The 16,616-nt window shown below is 40.1% G+C and carries 15 protein-coding genes; 3 read left to right on the forward strand and 12 right to left on the reverse strand.

Annotated elements, in window-relative coordinates; all coding sequences use genetic code 11:
• The first annotated feature begins 248 nt into the window (after positions 1-248).
• Positions 249-4,109 carry an LPXTG-anchored pullulanase SpuA gene (gene spuA / locus B4W83_RS00990; protein ID WP_001232841.1) on the forward strand — a complete coding sequence of 1,287 codons (3,861 nt, stop codon included), beginning with the start codon at positions 249-251 and terminating at the stop codon, positions 4,107-4,109.
• Positions 4,110-4,184: 75 nt separating this feature from the next.
• Here spuA and B4W83_RS00995 read toward each other — a convergent pair whose 3' ends face one another.
• The 3 genes from B4W83_RS00995 to B4W83_RS01005 are packed head-to-tail and all read right to left on the reverse strand — an operon-like array spanning position 4,185 to position 6,377.
• Positions 4,185-4,949 carry an amino acid ABC transporter ATP-binding protein gene (locus B4W83_RS00995; RefSeq protein WP_000942261.1) on the reverse strand — a complete coding sequence of 255 codons (765 nt, stop codon included), beginning with the start codon at positions 4,947-4,949 and terminating at the stop codon, positions 4,185-4,187.
• Between the two features lie 9 nt (positions 4,950-4,958).
• Positions 4,959-5,681: an amino acid ABC transporter permease gene (locus B4W83_RS01000; RefSeq protein ID WP_000362517.1), complete on the reverse strand. Its 723-nt coding sequence runs from the start codon at positions 5,679-5,681 to the stop codon at positions 4,959-4,961.
• Positions 5,682-5,684: 3 nt separating this feature from the next.
• Positions 5,685-6,377 (reverse strand): amino acid ABC transporter permease, encoded by a 693-nt coding sequence (locus tag B4W83_RS01005; protein ID WP_000255466.1) that lies wholly within the window; start codon positions 6,375-6,377, stop codon positions 5,685-5,687.
• A gap of 22 nt (positions 6,378-6,399) precedes the next feature.
• On the opposite strand from B4W83_RS01005, the gene B4W83_RS13210 reads away from it, so the two are divergent.
• Complete coding sequence (locus B4W83_RS13210) at positions 6,400-6,585, forward strand: chlorohydrolase (protein ID WP_078929755.1); 186 nt, start codon at positions 6,400-6,402, stop codon at positions 6,583-6,585.
• On the opposite strand, the gene B4W83_RS01015 is transcribed toward B4W83_RS13210, so the two are convergent.
• From B4W83_RS01015 to B4W83_RS01035, 5 genes are all read right to left on the reverse strand, one after another.
• The gene (locus B4W83_RS01015; protein ID WP_000039542.1) at positions 6,563-7,441 is read right to left on the reverse strand and encodes a transporter substrate-binding domain-containing protein; all 879 of its coding nucleotides are present in this window, start codon (positions 7,439-7,441) and stop codon (positions 6,563-6,565) included. The genes B4W83_RS13210 and B4W83_RS01015 overlap by 23 nt on opposite strands.
• A gap of 11 nt (positions 7,442-7,452) precedes the next feature.
• A complete protein-coding gene (locus tag B4W83_RS01020; protein WP_001291549.1) occupies positions 7,453-8,451 on the reverse strand; it encodes a uroporphyrinogen decarboxylase family protein in 999 nt (332 codons plus the stop codon).
• A gap of 2 nt (positions 8,452-8,453) precedes the next feature.
• Entirely contained in the window at positions 8,454-8,657 is a 204-nt protein-coding gene (locus B4W83_RS01025) for a hypothetical protein (RefSeq protein WP_000823549.1), read from the reverse strand.
• A gap of 9 nt (positions 8,658-8,666) precedes the next feature.
• The gene (locus B4W83_RS01030; RefSeq protein ID WP_000202171.1) at positions 8,667-9,674 is read right to left on the reverse strand and encodes a uroporphyrinogen decarboxylase family protein; all 1,008 of its coding nucleotides are present in this window, start codon (positions 9,672-9,674) and stop codon (positions 8,667-8,669) included.
• Positions 9,675-9,894: 220 nt separating this feature from the next.
• Entirely contained in the window at positions 9,895-10,944 is a 1,050-nt protein-coding gene (locus tag B4W83_RS01035) for an LLM class flavin-dependent oxidoreductase (RefSeq protein ID WP_000229792.1), read from the reverse strand.
• Between the two features lie 55 nt (positions 10,945-10,999).
• On the opposite strand from B4W83_RS01035, the gene B4W83_RS13215 reads away from it, so the two are divergent.
• Positions 11,000-11,167, forward strand: coding sequence for a hypothetical protein (locus B4W83_RS13215; RefSeq protein ID WP_023932522.1), 168 nt, complete (start codon positions 11,000-11,002; stop codon positions 11,165-11,167).
• A 28-nt stretch (positions 11,168-11,195) separates the two neighbouring features.
• Here the strand turns inward: B4W83_RS13215 and B4W83_RS01040 are convergent, their stop codons facing one another.
• From B4W83_RS01040 to B4W83_RS01055, 4 genes are all read right to left on the reverse strand, one after another.
• Positions 11,196-12,332 (reverse strand): mannitol-1-phosphate 5-dehydrogenase, encoded by a 1,137-nt coding sequence (locus tag B4W83_RS01040; protein WP_000682964.1) that lies wholly within the window; start codon positions 12,330-12,332, stop codon positions 11,196-11,198.
• A gap of 61 nt (positions 12,333-12,393) precedes the next feature.
• Entirely contained in the window at positions 12,394-12,831 is a 438-nt protein-coding gene (locus B4W83_RS01045) for a PTS mannitol transporter subunit IIA (RefSeq protein WP_000764149.1), read from the reverse strand.
• A gap of 1 nt (position 12,832) precedes the next feature.
• Positions 12,833-14,788 carry a BglG family transcription antiterminator gene (locus B4W83_RS01050; protein WP_001864364.1) on the reverse strand — a complete coding sequence of 652 codons (1,956 nt, stop codon included), beginning with the start codon at positions 14,786-14,788 and terminating at the stop codon, positions 12,833-12,835.
• 23 nt (positions 14,789-14,811) lie between these two features.
• Complete coding sequence (locus B4W83_RS01055; RefSeq protein ID WP_000391684.1) at positions 14,812-16,581, reverse strand: PTS mannitol transporter subunit IIBC; 1,770 nt, start codon at positions 16,579-16,581, stop codon at positions 14,812-14,814.
• Positions 16,582-16,616: the final 35 nt, after the last annotated feature.

Here is a 16,616-nt window from a genome sequence, read left to right on the forward strand (position 1 = left end):
TACTCTTCGAAAATCTCTTCAAACCACGTCAACGTCGCCTTGCCGTACTCAAGTACAGCCTGCGGCTAGTTTCCTAGTTTGCTCTTTGATTTTCATTGAGTATTATCTCCATCATTTATACTGATATATAAAATAGTACGGAAAACTTCTCAAAAGTAAGAATTTCTTTGACAAACCAAAGAAAACGCTTGCACTATTTCCTACTGCATGCTATACTGGTATAAAAATTTATTGATTGGAGAATCATTATGAGAAAAACACCAACTCACACTGAGAAAAAAATGGTCTACAGCATCCGTTCCCTCAAAAATGGAACTGGTTCTGTCCTTATTGGAGCAAGCCTTGTCTTGCTTGCCATGGCTACACCAACTATCTCAGCAGACGAAAGTACACCAACCACTAACGCAAATAATAGTGAAACTACTACTGCCCTTGCCCAGCCTCTTACTGATACAGCAACTAGCACTGGTAAGAAAGAAAGCGATTTTTCTTCACCTAATAATGCAAGCGCTTCCCTAGAGAAAGAAGAAAAACCTGCAACAGAGGCTACCACTCCTGTTGCAAGCCCAGCCGATCCAGCACCACAAACTGGACAAGATCGTTCAAGTGAGACAACTACTTCCACTAGTCCAGTAACGACTGAAACTAAGGCAGAAGAGCCCATCGAAGATAACTACTTCCGTATCCATGTCAAAAAACTTCCTGAAAAAAACAAGGATGCTCAAGGACTATGGACTTGGGACGATGTTGAAAAACCATCTGAAAATTGGCCAAACGGAGCCTTGTCCTTCAAGGATGCCAAAAAAGATGACTACGGCTATTACCTAGATGTCAAATTAAAGGGAGAAGAAGCCAAGAAAATTAGCTTCCTCATCAACAATACAGCTGGAAAAAATCTAACCGGCGATAAATCTATAGAAAAACTAGTTCCAAAAATGAACGAGGCTTGGTTAGACCAAGATTACAAGGTTTTCTCTTACGAGCCACAGCCTGCAGGAACTGTTCGCGTCAACTACTACCGCACAGATGGCAACTATGACAAGAAATCTCTCTGGTACTGGGGAGATGTGAAAAATCCAAGTAGCGCTCAATGGCCTGACGGAACAGACTTTACGGCTACAGGCAAATATGGCCGCTATATCGACATTCCTCTTAATGAAGCCGCAAGAGAATTTGGATTTTTATTACTAGATGAGAGCAAAGAAGGAGACGACGTGAAAATCCGTAAAGAAGATTATAAGTTTACAGATTTGAAAAATCATAGCCAAATTTTCCTAAAAGACGATGACGAATCAATTTACACAAATCCATACTATGTCCATGATATCCGCATGACAGGGGCCCAACACGTAGGAACTTCTAGCATTGAAAGTAGTTTTTCAACACTTGTCGGTGCTAAAAAAGAGGATATCCTCAAACACTCCAACATCACTAATCACCTAGGAAATAAAGTAGCTATCACCGATGTTGCAATAGATGAAGCTGGTAAAAAAGTGACCTACAGCGGAGATTTCTCTGACACAAAACACCCATATACTGTTAGCTACAATTCCGGCCAATTCACTACCAAAACAAGCTGGCGCCTGAAAGATGAGGCTTACAGCTATGATGGTAAACTTGGAGCTGATCTTAAAGAAGAAGGAAAACAAGTTGATTTGACCCTCTGGTCACCAAGTGCTGATAAGGTTTCTGTCGTTGTCTACGACAAGAATGACCCTGACAAAGTAGTTGGAACTGTCGCTCTTGAAAAAGGGGAAAGAGGAACTTGGAAACAAACTCTAGACAGCACAAACAAACTCGGAATCACCGATTTCACTGGATACTACTATCAATACCAAATCGAGCGTCAAGGTAAAACTGTTCTTGCACTCGATCCTTACGCTAAATCTCTTGCTGCTTGGAATAGCGACGATGCCAAGATTGACGATGCCCATAAAGTGGCTAAAGCCGCCTTTGTAGATCCAGCTAAACTCGGACCTCAAGACTTAACTTATGGTAAGATTCACAATTTCAAGACTCGTGAAGACGCCGTTATCTACGAAGCTCATGTGCGTGATTTCACTTCAGATCCTGCCATTGCAAAAGACTTGACCAAACCATTTGGTACCTTTGAAGCCTTTATTGAAAAACTAGACTACCTCAAAGACTTAGGTGTGACCCACATCCAGCTCCTTCCAGTCTTGTCTTACTACTTTGTCAATGAATTGAAAAACCATGAACGCTTGTCTGACTATGCTTCAAGCAACAGCAACTACAACTGGGGATATGACCCTCAAAACTACTTCTCATTGACTGGTATGTACTCAAGCGATCCTAAGAATCCAGAAAAACGAATCGCAGAATTTAAAAACCTCATCAACGAAATCCACAAACGTGGCATGGGAGCTATCCTAGACGTAGTTTATAACCATACAGCCAAAGTCGATCTCTTTGAAGATTTAGAACCAAACTACTACCACTTTATGGATGCTGATGGGACACCTCGAACTAGCTTTGGTGGTGGACGCTTGGGGACAACCCACCATATGAGCAAACGGATTCTAGTTGACTCTATCAAATATCTAGTTGATACCTACAAAGTGGATGGCTTCCGTTTCGATATGATGGGAGACCATGACGCCGCTTCTATCGAAGAAGCTTACAAGGCTGCACGCGCCCTCAATCCAAACCTAATCATGCTTGGTGAAGGTTGGAGAACCTATGCTGGTGATGAAAATATGCCTACTAAAGCTGCTGACCAAGATTGGATGAAACATACCGATACTGTCGCTGTCTTCTCAGATGACATCCGTAACAACCTCAAGTCTGGTTATCCAAACGAAGGTCAACCTGCCTTTATCACAGGTGGCAAGCGTGATATCAACACTATCTTCAAAAATCTCATTGCTCAACCAACCAACTTTGAAGCAGACAGTCCTGGAGATGTCATCCAATACATCGCAGCCCATGATAACTTGACCCTCTTTGACATCATTGCCCAGTCTATCAAAAAAGACCCAAGCAAGGCTGAGAACTATGCTGAAATCCACCGTCGTTTGCGACTTGGAAACCTCATGGTCTTGACAGCTCAAGGAACTCCGTTTATCCACTCTGGTCAGGAATACGGGCGTACCAAACAATTCCGTGACCCGGCCTACAAGACTCCAGTAGCAGAGGATAAACAACCAAACAAATCTCACTTGTTGCGTGATAAGGATGGCAATCCATTTGACTATCCTTACTTCATCCATGACTCTTACGATTCGAGTGATGCTATTAACAAGTTTGACTGGACTAAGGCTACAGATGGAAAAGCATATCCTGAAAATGTCAAGAGCCGTGACTATATGAAAGGGTTGATTGCCCTTCGTCAATCTACAGATGCCTTCCGACTTAAGAGTCTCCAAGATATCAAAGACCGTGTCCACCTCATCACTGTCCCAGGTCAAAATGGCGTGGAAAAAGAGGATGTAGTGATTGGCTACCAAATCACTGCTCCAAACGGTGATATCTACGCAGTCTTTGTCAATGCGGATGAAAAAGCTCGCGAATTTAACTTGGGAACTGCCTTTGCCCACCTCAGAAATGCTGAAGTTTTAGCAGATGAAAACCAAGCAGGACCAGTCGGAATTGCCAACCCTCAAGGACTTGAATGGACTGAAAAAGGCTTGAAATTGAATGCCCTTACAGCCACTGTTCTTCGAGTCTCTCAAAATGGAACTAGCCATGAGTCAACTGCAGAAGAGAAACCAGACTCAACCCCTTCCAAGCCTGAACATCAAAATGAAGCTTCTCACCCTGCACATCAAGATCCAGCTCCAGAAGCTAAACCTGATTCTACTAAACCATCTGCAACAGTAGCTGATGCAGAAAATAAACCTAGCCAAGCTACAACTGGTTCACAAGCTTCACAACCAGCACAAGAAGCACAAGCATCATCTGTAAAAGAAGCGGTTCGAAACGAATCGGTAGAAAACTCTAGCAAGGAAAATATACCTGCAACCCCAGATAAACAAGCTGAACTTCCAAATACAGGAATCAAAAACGAAAACAAACTCCTATTTGCAGGAATCAGCCTCCTTGCGCTCCTTGGTCTCGGTTTCTTACTAAAAAATAAAAAAGAGAACTAAACTAGCCCTCCTATAGAACTATCCCCCAAGCCTTAACGCTCGGGGGATTGATTTTTGCCCTGATAAGCCTATCTATCAAATCATATATTCTACACTATAGGTCGCATCCGAGAGTATTCGTGCCAAAAATTGCTTGGTTCGTTCTTCTTTTGGACGACTAAAGAAATCATGGGCATTATTTTCTTCAACAATTTTCCCACCGTCCATAAAAATAACATGATTGGCTACATCTCTAGCAAAACCCATCTCATGAGTCACTACTACCATAGTAACTCCTTCTTTAGCTAACTGTTTTAAAACATCTAAAACATCCCCTACCAACTCTGGATCCAAGGCCGATGTTGGCTCATCTAATAAAATGACCTCTGGTTTCACAGCAATGGCACGCGCAATACCGATTCGTTGTTGCTGGCCTCCAGAAAGCTGAGAGGGATAGTAAGCTTTATAAGCTAGTAAACCAACTTTTTCTAAGGCAGCTTCCGCACGTTTTGTTGCTTCTTCCTTAGGAATTTTCCGAGCAATAATCAAGCCCTCCAAAATATTTTCCAAGGCCGTTTTATTAGCAAATAAATTATAATGTTGAAAAACGAAAGCAGTCTTCTTGCGAATTTCTAAAATATCTTTTTTAGTCAATTTTCCAAGGTCGTATTCTTTATCAGCAAGCTTCAAAGAGCCACTATCGGCTTTTTCTAAATGATTGAGACATCTGAGAAAAGTCGTTTTACCTGATCCAGATGGCCCCAATATTACAACCACATCCCCTTGGTTGACCTTGAGATTAACATCTCCCAGGACTTGTCTGTCTCCAAATTTTTTTGCAACATGTTCTACTTGTAACATTGTCTCCTCCTATGCTAAACCTGTACTGGGCACTACTTGTCCCTTTCTTCTTTGAATATAGCGTTTCTCTAAGATTGAAAAGCCCCATTGAATCAATCCGCAAATAAGAATGTACTGTAAAAAGATCACAAAATAGGATTCAAAATACTGATAACCATAAGACGCTTCAACACGGGCAATTGCTGTAATATCCTTAATGGTCATCACAAAGACCAAAGAGGTTCCTTTTACAATATTTATGACTAGATTAGCCAGATTGGGCAAGGCTGATTGCAAGGCCTGTGGAAAAACAATCCTCACATAAGCCTGACTAGTGGTTAAACCAATCGCTTGTGCAGCTTCTAATTGTCCCTTATCCACAGTCAAAATAGCCGAACGTAAGATTTCTGATAAACTACCTGTTGTCATCAAACTATAGATAATAAAAGCATAATAGATCGGATTGAGTTTAAAGATATCAACATCACTCCCTATGCTTTTGAGAAATTGATTGAGCAAACTCGGAAACAAACTATAAAAGAAAAGAATCAGCAAAATCGGAGGTGTTGCTCTTATAAAAGCTAGATACACGAGAGAGAAAGTTCGAACACCTTTGACTTTATATATTTGTCCCAGAGCTAAAAACAAGGCTGGTCCAAAACTTAAGACCATGGCTACAATCATAATGATTAAGGTGGTTGGCACCCCTTTTAAGGTCTCTAAAAAAGTTTTCGCAATATAGTCTAAATCCATATCCTATCTCCCTTTCGTTTCCAAAGATTTTTCTAACAAGCGACTCAAGAAGGAAACAGCCAAGGCTACACCCCAATAAAGAATGGCAAACGCTGTATAGGTTTCAAGAGAGTAATTCCCCAAATTGCGACTGATTAAGAGATTCCCAGCTCCCATGACATCCACAAAACCAATCGTATAGGCTAGGGCAGCGTCCCGCATCAAATTTAGAATAGCGGTCGTCATATTTGGAAGAGCCACTTGAAAAGCCTGAGGAAAAATGATTCTCCAAAATGTCTGACTAGGGGTCAGACCAATACTGACTCCAGCTTCCATCTGACCTTTGGGAATTGCCTGATAGGACGCCTTAAATACTTCTGCAATGATAGCCGCAAATAGCAAGACCATGGTGAATAAGACGAAGACCGTCTTAGACCAGTTGTTGATATCTAAATTCAGCCACCATTTTAAAAATTCAGGTAAACCATAAAAAACTAAAAACAGTAAGACAATGGGGGGAGTACAGCGAAGAGTGAAAATATAGCCCTTAGAAAGACCTGCAAAAGTCTTGTCTTCTCCCACTTGAGCCCAAGCCAGTAAGCCACCGAAAAGGGAACCAAGGATTGTAGTAAAAAAGAGAATGGACAAGGTCATCGGAAGAGCCTGCCATAAGGTGGGTAAAAATTGGAACACTCTTGAAAAGTCATATGAAACCATGTAAACCTCTTTCTAATACTCAATGAAAATCAAAAAGCAAACTAGGAAACTAGCCGCAGATTGCTCAAAACAGTGTTTTGAGGTTGTGGATAGAACTGACAAAGTCAGTAACCATACCTACGGCAAGGCGACGTTGACGTGGTTTGAAGAGATTTTCGAAGAGTATAACACGCCTGACTGCTCATCTAATCTCTATCAACGTAGCTAAAAACATCTTCTTTGAAGTATTTTTGAGAAAGTTTAGCTAGAGTTCCATCTTCTTTTAATTCTTTAATCGCTTTTTCATACTCTTTAGCAAACTTCTCACCCTTTTCATCACGGTGAATCAAGGGATAGGTTGGAATTCCTTTATAAGGGAACCAGCTAAGTTTGTCCGCATATTGGTGGTAAGAACCATCCTCTGCTGTCACTGCTTTTTCAAAAGACAACTTGATGTCAAAGAAAGCATCATAACGTCCTTCTAAAACCCAAGCATAAGCATCTGCCACCTTGAAAGATTCAGCAGCTGTCAACTCAATTGGTGTATCCTTGTGCTTGTCATTATAGCTATTAATCACATTCCACTGGGCATTTTGAGGAGAGATGGGTACTAATTTCCCTTTATTTTTGGCGAAATCATCAATATTCTTATATTTAGCTTCATCTCCTTTTCTGACAGTAAAACCAATAATGCTGGCTCCTACTGGCTCAGATGGAATAATGAATTTCTTAGCCCGTTCATCTGTATACCAAGCACCTTTAGTTCCAATATCGTACTTGCCAGACTCAAGTCCAATCAAGAGATCATCATCACTAGTTCCAGTATACTCAAATTTATAATCTGCTAATTTCTCATCCACCGCCTTTAAAACAGCGACTTCATAACCATCTGATTCCCCTTTTTCGTCAATAAAATCATAAGGGACATAGTTTTGAGTATGGGCAACTTTTAAAGTTGTTACTTGTCCAGACGAAGCTGCATCTGCACCTTTAGCAGATGCTCCCGACAAAGTCCTACCAATAATCGTTGCTCCAAGCACTGCCACAACCGCAACTCCACCAACAATCCATGTTTTCTTACTCATATTCTTCTCCTTTATTTAGCTACTGCTTCTCTCACCCACTGGATACGCTCCACTGCAATATCGTTTGGAATGGTACAATCTGCTCCAAGTATGAGGCCATCTTTCCCTGTTTCTTCTACCAATCGTTTGGTTTCAGCCTGAATTTCTTCCTTACTGCCTCGATAGAGAAGGCCATCTTTACCGTTTTCAAATCCTCCCAGAACAGCACGACCCTTGAAAATCTCACGACCTTCTTTTAGACTAATCCCTTCTGGATCAACTGCCCAGTTAAAAACATGAGCTGGATAGTCTGCAAAGATATGAATATCGTTTCGAGCTCCTTCATAGCCACAGATATGAAGGATATTTACCCCACCAACCGACTTAGCCGCATTTAAAACAGTCAGTTCACTCGGCTCAATAATCTCCTGATAGGCTTCAGCAGAAACACGCGCATCCTGAATACTTTGCACACTGAGATAAATACCATCTACTCCTGCATCTTTAATAATAGCTTGACTCAAGCTAGCGATATCTTGCGCAATCACATCAAGGACTTTTTTCAATTTCTGAGAATCTTGAACTAAGAAATCTGCAATGAGATCATCTCCACCAGACACTTCTCCAAGTAACCATTTGAGGTAGGTCACAGGCGCAAAAATATTGTAAATAGCAACAATATCTTCCGTAAACTCCTGCTTAATCTTCTTCACTAATTCTACCTGCTCTCTAATCCACGGATGATCTTTACCCAGAGGTTGAACCTCCGACAGCTCTTGGAGTGACTTCCCTTTAGCAATAACTGGATTTGGATAAGCAAAATAGCCATCACTCATCAACTTGATAAAGTCTGGATGTAGGTCACGGATAAAACGTTTGTGACCTTGTATGTTCTTTTCAATAATCACAGGATTGGAAAATCCCTTTAACCATTCCTCTTCTGATGTAAAGTGGTGCCAAAAACCTACAGGTACACGGCCAACCACTTCTCCTCTAAATGCTTTTAAAACCCAGTCTCTTTTTTCTGACATCTCTATTTTCCATTTCTTTCTTTTTCAACTAATAAAACACTGGCAATATCATTGGTTTGAATAAAGGGAAGACTTCTCTTCTGAAAATCCTGAATCCCATGACATCTTGGCCCTTCCTTACAAGCAAGTCCCTTTGTAAGACTGATCGCAAGTAAGATGACAAAGCCGAGGGCCGTCCCTACCAATAGCCACTTTTTTCTTTTCATAAGGCTCTCCTATTCTAACATAGCAGCCTGACGAATCCAGTCCAATCTTTCTAATTCAAAGTCATCTGGAACCGTGCAATCCGCTCCAAGAAGGACTCCTCTAGTCCCAGCTTCAGCCAACAATCGTTTGGTTTCCTCTTGTAGTGCAGCCTTTCTACCTCCATAAAGCAGGCTCTGCTTCCCATTTTCAAAACCACCCAAGACCGCTTTGCCATGAAATAGCTCCTGACCTTGAGGTAAACTGACTGCTTCATGGTGGGTTGCCCAATTGAAAACCTGGGCTGGATAATCTTTGAAAATAGTCACATTGTTACTGGCACCTTGGAAACCGCAGATATGCAGGATATTTACCCCACCTACCTGATTGGCAGCTTCTAAAACCTTTATGTTACTTGGCTCAATATAGGTCTGATACAATTCTGCTGTGATGCGCTCATCCTGAATTTCTTGTGTACTGAGATAGATTCCATCTGCTCCACCATCCTGAATGATTTTTTTAGTTAGGATAGCGATATCCTCAGCTATCACGTCTAAAACATCCCTGAATAGCTCTGGATTTTCAAGAAAAAGATCTGAAACCTCCTTATCACCTCTAGAAGTCTCTGTACGAAACCACCTTTTCAAATAGGAGATCGGAGAAAAAATATTGTAAAATGATGCAATGTCCTCAGTGAAGGTTGCTCGAATAGCCTCTACCACTTCTACTTGTTGCTGAATCCAAGGATGGTTTTCACCAATCGACTCAATAGAAGCTAACTCCTGAAGACTTGTAACCTTAGGACTGTAGACATTACTTGGATAAATGAAAAATCCGTCACTCATCATTTTGACAAAATCAGGATGGATTCTTTCAACGTACTTCCGATGTCCCTCTACACTTTTTTGAAAGATACGTGGATTATTTAAACCTTGTCCTTTTTCCTCCAGTGTTACAAAATGAAACCAAAAGCCAACAGGAACCCGTTCCACCTCTTCTCCTCGAATAGCTCTAAAAACTAGCTCTCTTTTACTTGTCATACTTCTCTCCTTCCATTTGGATTGAAACCATCTTACCACTCCTTTTGACCTTTTCCCAATATATATTGACTATCGACTTGATTGGGATTGTTTATATCAATAGAGAAAAAAATCTCTGAAAAGCTTGATTTTACTAGCTTTTCAGAGATTTTTTTCTGTTTATTGCTTTTTTAAAATAGTTGTTATATAGATTTTTTATCAGCCTGATTAGTATTTTTTATTAAGCCTCTTTCATGGCAAAGTAAGCCCGGACTTTGGGAGCCACTTGTGTGCCGAAGAGTTCAATAGCTCTCAGGACTTGTTCATGAGGCATGGAACCAAGCGGTAGATGGAGCATGAAGCGGTCCAAACCTAAGTCTTCAATCATGCGAATCAATTTTTCGGCCACCTGATCTGGATTGCCCACAAACATGGCGCCATTTGATCCTACCTGCTCCAAATATTGCTTATAACGCAATTCTTGCCAGTGTGGACGGTCTTTGGAAATAGCATCCACTACTTGCTTGGTCGGATGGAAATAATCTTTCACAGCCTGCTCGCCATCTTCAGCAATCCAACCCCAAGAATGGACCCCAACCTTTAGTTCCTGACTGGCATGGTCTGCTTCGCTCCCAATCTCACGATAAGCCTGAATCAACTTTTTAAAATAACGAGGGTTACCACCAATAATGGCATAGACAATCGGTAGGCCTGCCTGAGCAATCTTTACTGTTGATTCGACATGACCACCTGTCGCTATCCACAAGGGTAATTTGTCCTGAACTGGACGAGGATAAACTTCTTTACCAGCAATCGTTTGGGTCAATCGACCTTTCCAGTCTAGCTTTGTCTTTTCATTGACTAACTGGAGCAAGTCTAATTTCTCATCAAAAAGGGCTTCGTAGTCTTTCAAATCATAGCCAAACAGAGGAAATGATTCCGTGAAAGAACCCCTTCCAGCCATAATCTCCGCACGTCCATTTGACAAAGCATCGATAGTGGCATATTGTTGGAATAAGCGAATCGGATCCATACTCGAGAGAATGCTGACTGCACTGGTCAAACGGATTTTCTTGGTATTGACTGCCCCAGCTGCCAGGACAATCTCTGGGGCTGATACTGCAAAATCCTCTCGATGGTGCTCACCAATCCCATACACATCCAAACCAACCTTGTCAGCCAGTTCAACCTCTGCTAGCAACTGGCGAATGCGTTCGTCATGACTGTAAGTTTGCCCAATCCCTTCAAGCTCCGTTGTTTCCCCAAATGTTGAAATTCCCAATTCTACCATATCCATTATCCCTATCTACTCTGTCCTCCAATTTGAAAAATTATTCTAATACTCAATGAAAATCAAAGAGCAAACTAGGAAGCTAGCCGCAGGCTGCTCAAAGCACTGTTTTGAGGTTGCAGATAAGACTGACGGAGTCAGCTCAAAGCACTGCTTTGAGGTGGTAGATAGAACTGATGAAGTCAGCTCAAAATACTGTTTTGAGGTTGCAGATGGATGCTAACCTGATTTGAAGAGATTTTCGAAAAAGATTAAATATACTCTACAATTTGCTCAATCAATTCTGGGTCGTCTAAACCTGTAACTTGTATAACAACATCTTTGACTGATTGTTTAGCCAACAATTCACCTAATCGAATACTTTCTTCATCATTTACATCGCGATAGTCAAAGGCATAGCCAACTGTTTTAAGTAGGTTTTTATATGACAAACTGAGTTCTTTCAATTCACGTATCGGCCGGATGAATCGTTCATTATAGCCTAATTTTCGGATTGGAGTACGAGCTACGCGACTAACCTCGTCCACTATGAAAGGATTTTCAAACCGTTCTATAATGACTTTGTGATAATTCTCCAATTCTTTTTTATCAAAGTTCCATTTGGCAATCAAGAGACTCCGAATTTCAGTTAATACAGATTCAATCCGAGATTTGATATTAGGATTTTGAAGAGCTTCCAAAATTGTCTTGGCACCATAATGCGCACCAATGTAAGCTGAAGTTGCATGTCCAGAATTGACTGAAAAAAGTTTTCGCTCAATAAAGGGTTCTAAATCTTCTTCATAATGCACATCTTTTAGACGTAAATCTGGATTTTTAAGACGCTTGGTTTCCACGACCCATTCATTAAAGGGTTCGACCACAACAAAAAGGGAATCTTCGTGACTTTGTGCTGGAACAATCCTGTCTACTGCAGCATTTGGAAAACCTATGTAGTTATCAGCAAATGTCAAACCTTCCGGACTTAAATATTTCTTGACTTCTTGATAAAGAAATTGAGACCCGCCAATCATATTTTCACAGGCCATAACATCCAATGCCTGTGTATTTCCTGCAACTCGGCGAGCTTCGATTCCTTTGGCTAGAAGTTCAGCGATAAAAGGGAGTATATTAGGTCCGATTGCAGTAGTAATAATATCCGTCTTTTGAATCGCTTCAATGACTTGCTCAGGGTCTTCTTTGCTATTAATGCCAGCCACATTAGTTACTTCTATACGAGACTGTCCTTTCTGTGCAATTTCAATTTCATACTTGCCCTTTTCATTTAGAGCATGAATTATCTGATTATTGACATCCACAAAATCAATATGGAAACCATTTTTAAATAGAATTTCACCTATAAAACCACGACCGATATTACCGGCACCAAAATGAACAGAATGTTTCATTCAATTTCTCCTTTTCCTATTTGAGGGACATATATACTAGATAACAAATGACTAAATTCAATTATTCAACAGCATCAAATAAGCGCAATACTTCCTCTTTTGACTGAGCATCTGCTAGTTTAAGAACATTATCTACATCTGCACAGAAGATAGAAATTTTCTGAATAATTTCTAAGTGTTCATTACCAATACCAGCAATACCAAAAAGAACCGTTGCCACTTGAGGGTTAGATACATTCCCAAAATCAACCCCTCTAGGGACTTGAACGACTGTAATACCAGACTTGAGGACATCATTTTTTGCTGCATCTGTTCCATGCGGTATGGCGATAAAGTTACCCATGTAAACAGATAGCTCTTTATCTCGCTCAATCATGGCTTCAATATAGTCTTCATTAACATATCCACCCTCATAAAGAACTTGCCCACAATAACAAATAGCTTCCTCCTTGTTAGAAAATTGTTTATTAAGCTTAATCAAATGTTTTTCAAGTTTCATATTAGTTCTCCAATTTCTTAATTTTTTCGTTAAAAATAGTATTTAGCATCTGATAAATAATGGATTGATTTCCCGTCTTGTAAATCTCTGTATAAAGATGATTTTCAATAATCGACTGACTGATAGCTGTCATTAAATCTCTCGCTTCCTCGCTAGCTTCTTTAGACATTAGCATTAGCAGACACCTTTTGACCTCTTCTTCCTCTCGTTTCATTGACAATGCGGAGATAGGTAGTTTGAGTTCAAACATAGTAAAACTATTTGTTGTTACTTTGCTAGACTGACTATGTAAAAGCACCAGACCAGTATTAGGAATAGCCATAGGACTATTCTGGAAGTGAGATAACAATTTTCTTGTTAGGTAATCTCTGTCACTCACATTCTTCTGATATTGGATGATTTGTTCTACCGTGTGCTCAAATGATTGATTATTCTCCAATTGAACCAACTCGAATTGACTCAAAAGCTGACTACTAGATATTAAATAATCTTGCAAGTCATAACTTTTCTCTGGAGCGATAGCATCACGCGCGACAATTGTACGATGTGCCTGTACATACTGAAGTCGTTCCTGTAATTCAAGCAGTTCTTTGACGGTTGGAAAACTAGAAATTACATCGATTTCCTGATTAGTCAGCGGCTTGGTAGATAAAATATAATCATACTGACTGAGATCAATGCTGTGGTAATCTACTAGAGACTGAATATCTATCAACTCTACAAAAGGAGCAACACTCTTAATTTTACTGACTAATAAATCTCTAGTGACCCGACGTTCATCCGTTAAAAGCAAAACACGGACTGGATAAATCTCTGGACTACGGCCTAAGCTAGAGATAAAATGTAGGGCAATCATGCCATACTCATACTCTGTATGAAGATATTTCGGAAAAATATCATTTACTAAAAGACTGATGACTGTATAAAGAAATTTATTCCTTTCAACTAAAATCTGGACAGATTCTGGCAAATTTTCACCCTGAAAAAGGATAGGGACGCCTAAACTGAGCCGAATATGATGGAAAAGAAAATTGAATAAAACCTTGTCCTTAAAAAAGTCAATCTTGGTATACATGGAAACCGTATCAATCAGATTTGAAATATTGTAGAAAAATTCACCATCAAATTTCTCCGTAAAGAGCGGATTGTCCTGACGTTTAATGATTAATTCATCCAAGATGCTCGCAAAATAGATAATTTCCTGAATACTATAAAATTGTGCAGTCTGCTTAGAGTAAGCTTGAAAAATTTTTTGAGAAATTTCCAAAGCCTGCTTACTAGTATTAGGTGAATTTTCAATGTTTTGCTCCTGACCTATAAGAGATAACAAGATCGCAAAAAACATCTTCATCCTAGCATCCATATCTGGAAAACCTGACAGTTGCTTATTAACAATCTGACTGGCCAGCCTAGTTCTATCTGCTTCTAAAATATCAAAGCTCCCAAAATTACCGGTTGAAAAATCTGCTACTGAGATACAGTTTGTCAGTAAAATAGCCAAAAATCTTCTCTTACCAACTGAATCACCAGAAATACGATAACCTTTTTGTCGTTCAATTTTCAGATCAAAGTCTAAAAGACGCTTATCAATATCTGAAATATCCTGAATAATAGTTACATTACTGACTTTCATGCACTCTTGCAATGCTTCATTGGTGACAAAACCACTCTCAGTCAGAAGGCGATAGGTAATCAACTCTTGTCTTTCTTGGGGACTATACTCAACTAACACTTCAAGTTCTGTCGGCAAATCATCCAACTCTCCAGTCAAAATATAGTATTTCCCATGCTTCGTTATTTCGATTCCATATTGCTCCATGCTATCTGTCAAATCTGATAAAGTTCGATAAATTGTTCTAGATGAAACCTGTAAGATTTCAGTCATGTCTTGCATTGAAAGCTTCCCTACATGTAGGAAAGCCTTCAATAATTGTTCTTCTCGTTTGGTTAATAGCATTCGTAATTTAGAAACCTCTAGTTCTATTTGTACATTCTAACAGCCATTTTGTCATATTCTGGTGTTGTTACTAAACTATCCACAATAAGAAATTGAGAATTCGGTGCTGTTTGCTGCACTTCTGCCTGTAAAGAAATAGTTGTTACAATCATTATGTTTTTAGAATTAAATTCACCTAATTCTGAAATTTTGGCAGTAGAAACTGGAATACGAATATTCTTGTTTCTAAAGATAGCCCGAATCGTTTCACAGCCCATAGTTGCAGATCCCTGTGCTTTACCATAAGCAACTACTACAGCATCAATATGGTTAAGGTCAATTTCCTGACTATCTACTGATGCTGAAGTTGATATATCTCCTTCAATTTCTGCTATTGGAGAAGCTCCTGTTAATGAAGCTACAATTTCATCATAACGAGGGGACGCTAAGAAATTATCAACAGAAACATGAATAGCACTTGGACTCTTGTCTTTAGCTCTTGGTGTCAGTTCTTCCTGAGTAACAATTAATGTTTTTGGTGTATCAAGCAAATTTGAGATTGCCTGATTAGATACTGGAATCTCTAGACCTGCTTTTTTAACCTTATCTCGAAGAATACTAGCTCCCATAGCAGAGCTTCCCATACCAGCATCGCAGGCGAAAATGATTTTTTCCACTGAGTCTGTCGAAACAACTGCATCAACAGAAGTTGATACTAACTGACCTTTAGACTGAGCCTTAGCTGCTTGGGTAGCCGCCTGAGCAGCTTCGAGCGAATCCTCAGTTGACTTGTCTGCATGAAGAATAAGGGCTGCTACAAGGAAAGAAACAACTGCTGCCACTAAAACACCTAGAAGAACATTTAGATGGGGCCAAACGCCTTTTGGCGCCGTAGCCATAATCGCAATAATAGAACCTGGTGAAGCTGGAGATTTAAGACCAGCGTCTAAGAGTTGAAAAGTAAAAGTTCCAGAGATACCTCCTGCCATAGCAGCTAAAAATAGAGTAGGCTTCATCATAACATAAGGAAAGTAAATTTCATGAATCCCTCCGAAGAAATGAATAAGCATTGCCCCCCAAGAAGAAGATTTAGCAGAACCTTTACCGAATACAGCATAAGCTAATAGAATTCCCAGGCCTGGTCCAGGATTAGCTTCCAATAGGAAGAGAATTGACTTACCAGCTTGAGCTACCTGTTCTACTCCCAGAGGAGTAAAAATGCCATGATTGAGGGCATTATTGAGGAAAAGGACTTTAGCCGGTTCGATGATAATATTAGCTATAGGAAGGAGGCGAGCATTAACAATAGCCTCAACACCATTCCCAACAGCTCCAGTAAGAGTCGATACGACTGGACCGATTGCGTAGAAAGCCAAAAGCAATAATGCAAAACCAACGAGACCAGCTGAGAAATTATTAACTAACATTTCAAATCCGGGACGAATTTTTTCCTGGAACTTTTCATCAAATTTCTTGATAGTCCATCCTCCCAGTGAGCCCATTACCATAGCTCCGATAAACATAGGAACACTAGAACCTGTGATTGCACCAACAGTAGCAATAGCTCCTACAACGGCACCACGTTGACCATGGATCATATATCCACCTGTGTAACCAATCAGGATTGGCAATAAATACGTTAACATAGGACCAACAACAGTAGCTAACTGTTCATTTGGCAGATAGCCATCAGCGATAAAGAGGGCAGTCAACACTCCCCAAGCAATAAATGCTCCAATATTGGGCATAACCATATTTGAAAGCGATGTCCCTAGTTTTTGAACTCTGACTTTCAATGATACTTTTTCTTCCATTAGGATCATCCTCCTTTTCTTAAAACTAGTATATA

The sequence above is a fragment of the Streptococcus pseudopneumoniae ATCC BAA-960 = CCUG 49455 genome (genome assembly GCF_002087075.1).
In the GTDB taxonomy this organism is placed as follows: domain Bacteria; phylum Bacillota; class Bacilli; order Lactobacillales; family Streptococcaceae; genus Streptococcus; species Streptococcus pseudopneumoniae.

Bases quoted from the DNA above. Each gene is read 5' to 3' on its own strand.
- B4W83_RS01025 (WP_000823549.1), bottom strand. From the start codon at position 8,657: ATGAAAAGAAAAAAGTGGCTATTGGTAGGGACGGCCCTCGGCTTTGTC.
- B4W83_RS01015 (WP_000039542.1), bottom strand. From the start codon at position 7,441: ATGAGTAAGAAAACATGGATTGTTGGTGGAGTTGCGGTTGTGGCAGTG.
- B4W83_RS01045 (WP_000764149.1), bottom strand. From the start codon at position 12,831: ATGAAACTTGAAAAACATTTGATTAAGCTTAATAAACAATTTTCTAAC.
- B4W83_RS01040 (WP_000682964.1), bottom strand. From the start codon at position 12,332: ATGAAACATTCTGTTCATTTTGGTGCCGGTAATATCGGTCGTGGTTTT.
- B4W83_RS01020 (WP_001291549.1), bottom strand. From the start codon at position 8,451: ATGTCAGAAAAAAGAGACTGGGTTTTAAAAGCATTTAGAGGAGAAGTG.
- spuA (WP_001232841.1), top strand. From the start codon at position 249: ATGAGAAAAACACCAACTCACACTGAGAAAAAAATGGTCTACAGCATC.
- B4W83_RS13210 (WP_078929755.1), top strand. From the start codon at position 6,400: ATGAAAATCAAAAAGCAAACTAGGAAACTAGCCGCAGATTGCTCAAAA.
- B4W83_RS00995 (WP_000942261.1), bottom strand. From the start codon at position 4,949: ATGTTACAAGTAGAACATGTTGCAAAAAAATTTGGAGACAGACAAGTC.
- B4W83_RS13215 (WP_023932522.1), top strand. From the start codon at position 11,000: ATGAAAATCAAAGAGCAAACTAGGAAGCTAGCCGCAGGCTGCTCAAAG.
- B4W83_RS01000 (WP_000362517.1), bottom strand. From the start codon at position 5,681: ATGGATTTAGACTATATTGCGAAAACTTTTTTAGAGACCTTAAAAGGG.
- B4W83_RS01050 (WP_001864364.1), bottom strand. From the start codon at position 14,788: ATGCTATTAACCAAACGAGAAGAACAATTATTGAAGGCTTTCCTACAT.
- B4W83_RS01005 (WP_000255466.1), bottom strand. From the start codon at position 6,377: ATGGTTTCATATGACTTTTCAAGAGTGTTCCAATTTTTACCCACCTTA.
- B4W83_RS01035 (WP_000229792.1), bottom strand. From the start codon at position 10,944: ATGGTAGAATTGGGAATTTCAACATTTGGGGAAACAACGGAGCTTGAA.
- B4W83_RS01030 (WP_000202171.1), bottom strand. From the start codon at position 9,674: ATGACAAGTAAAAGAGAGCTAGTTTTTAGAGCTATTCGAGGAGAAGAG.
- B4W83_RS01055 (WP_000391684.1), bottom strand. From the start codon at position 16,581: ATGGAAGAAAAAGTATCATTGAAAGTCAGAGTTCAAAAACTAGGGACA.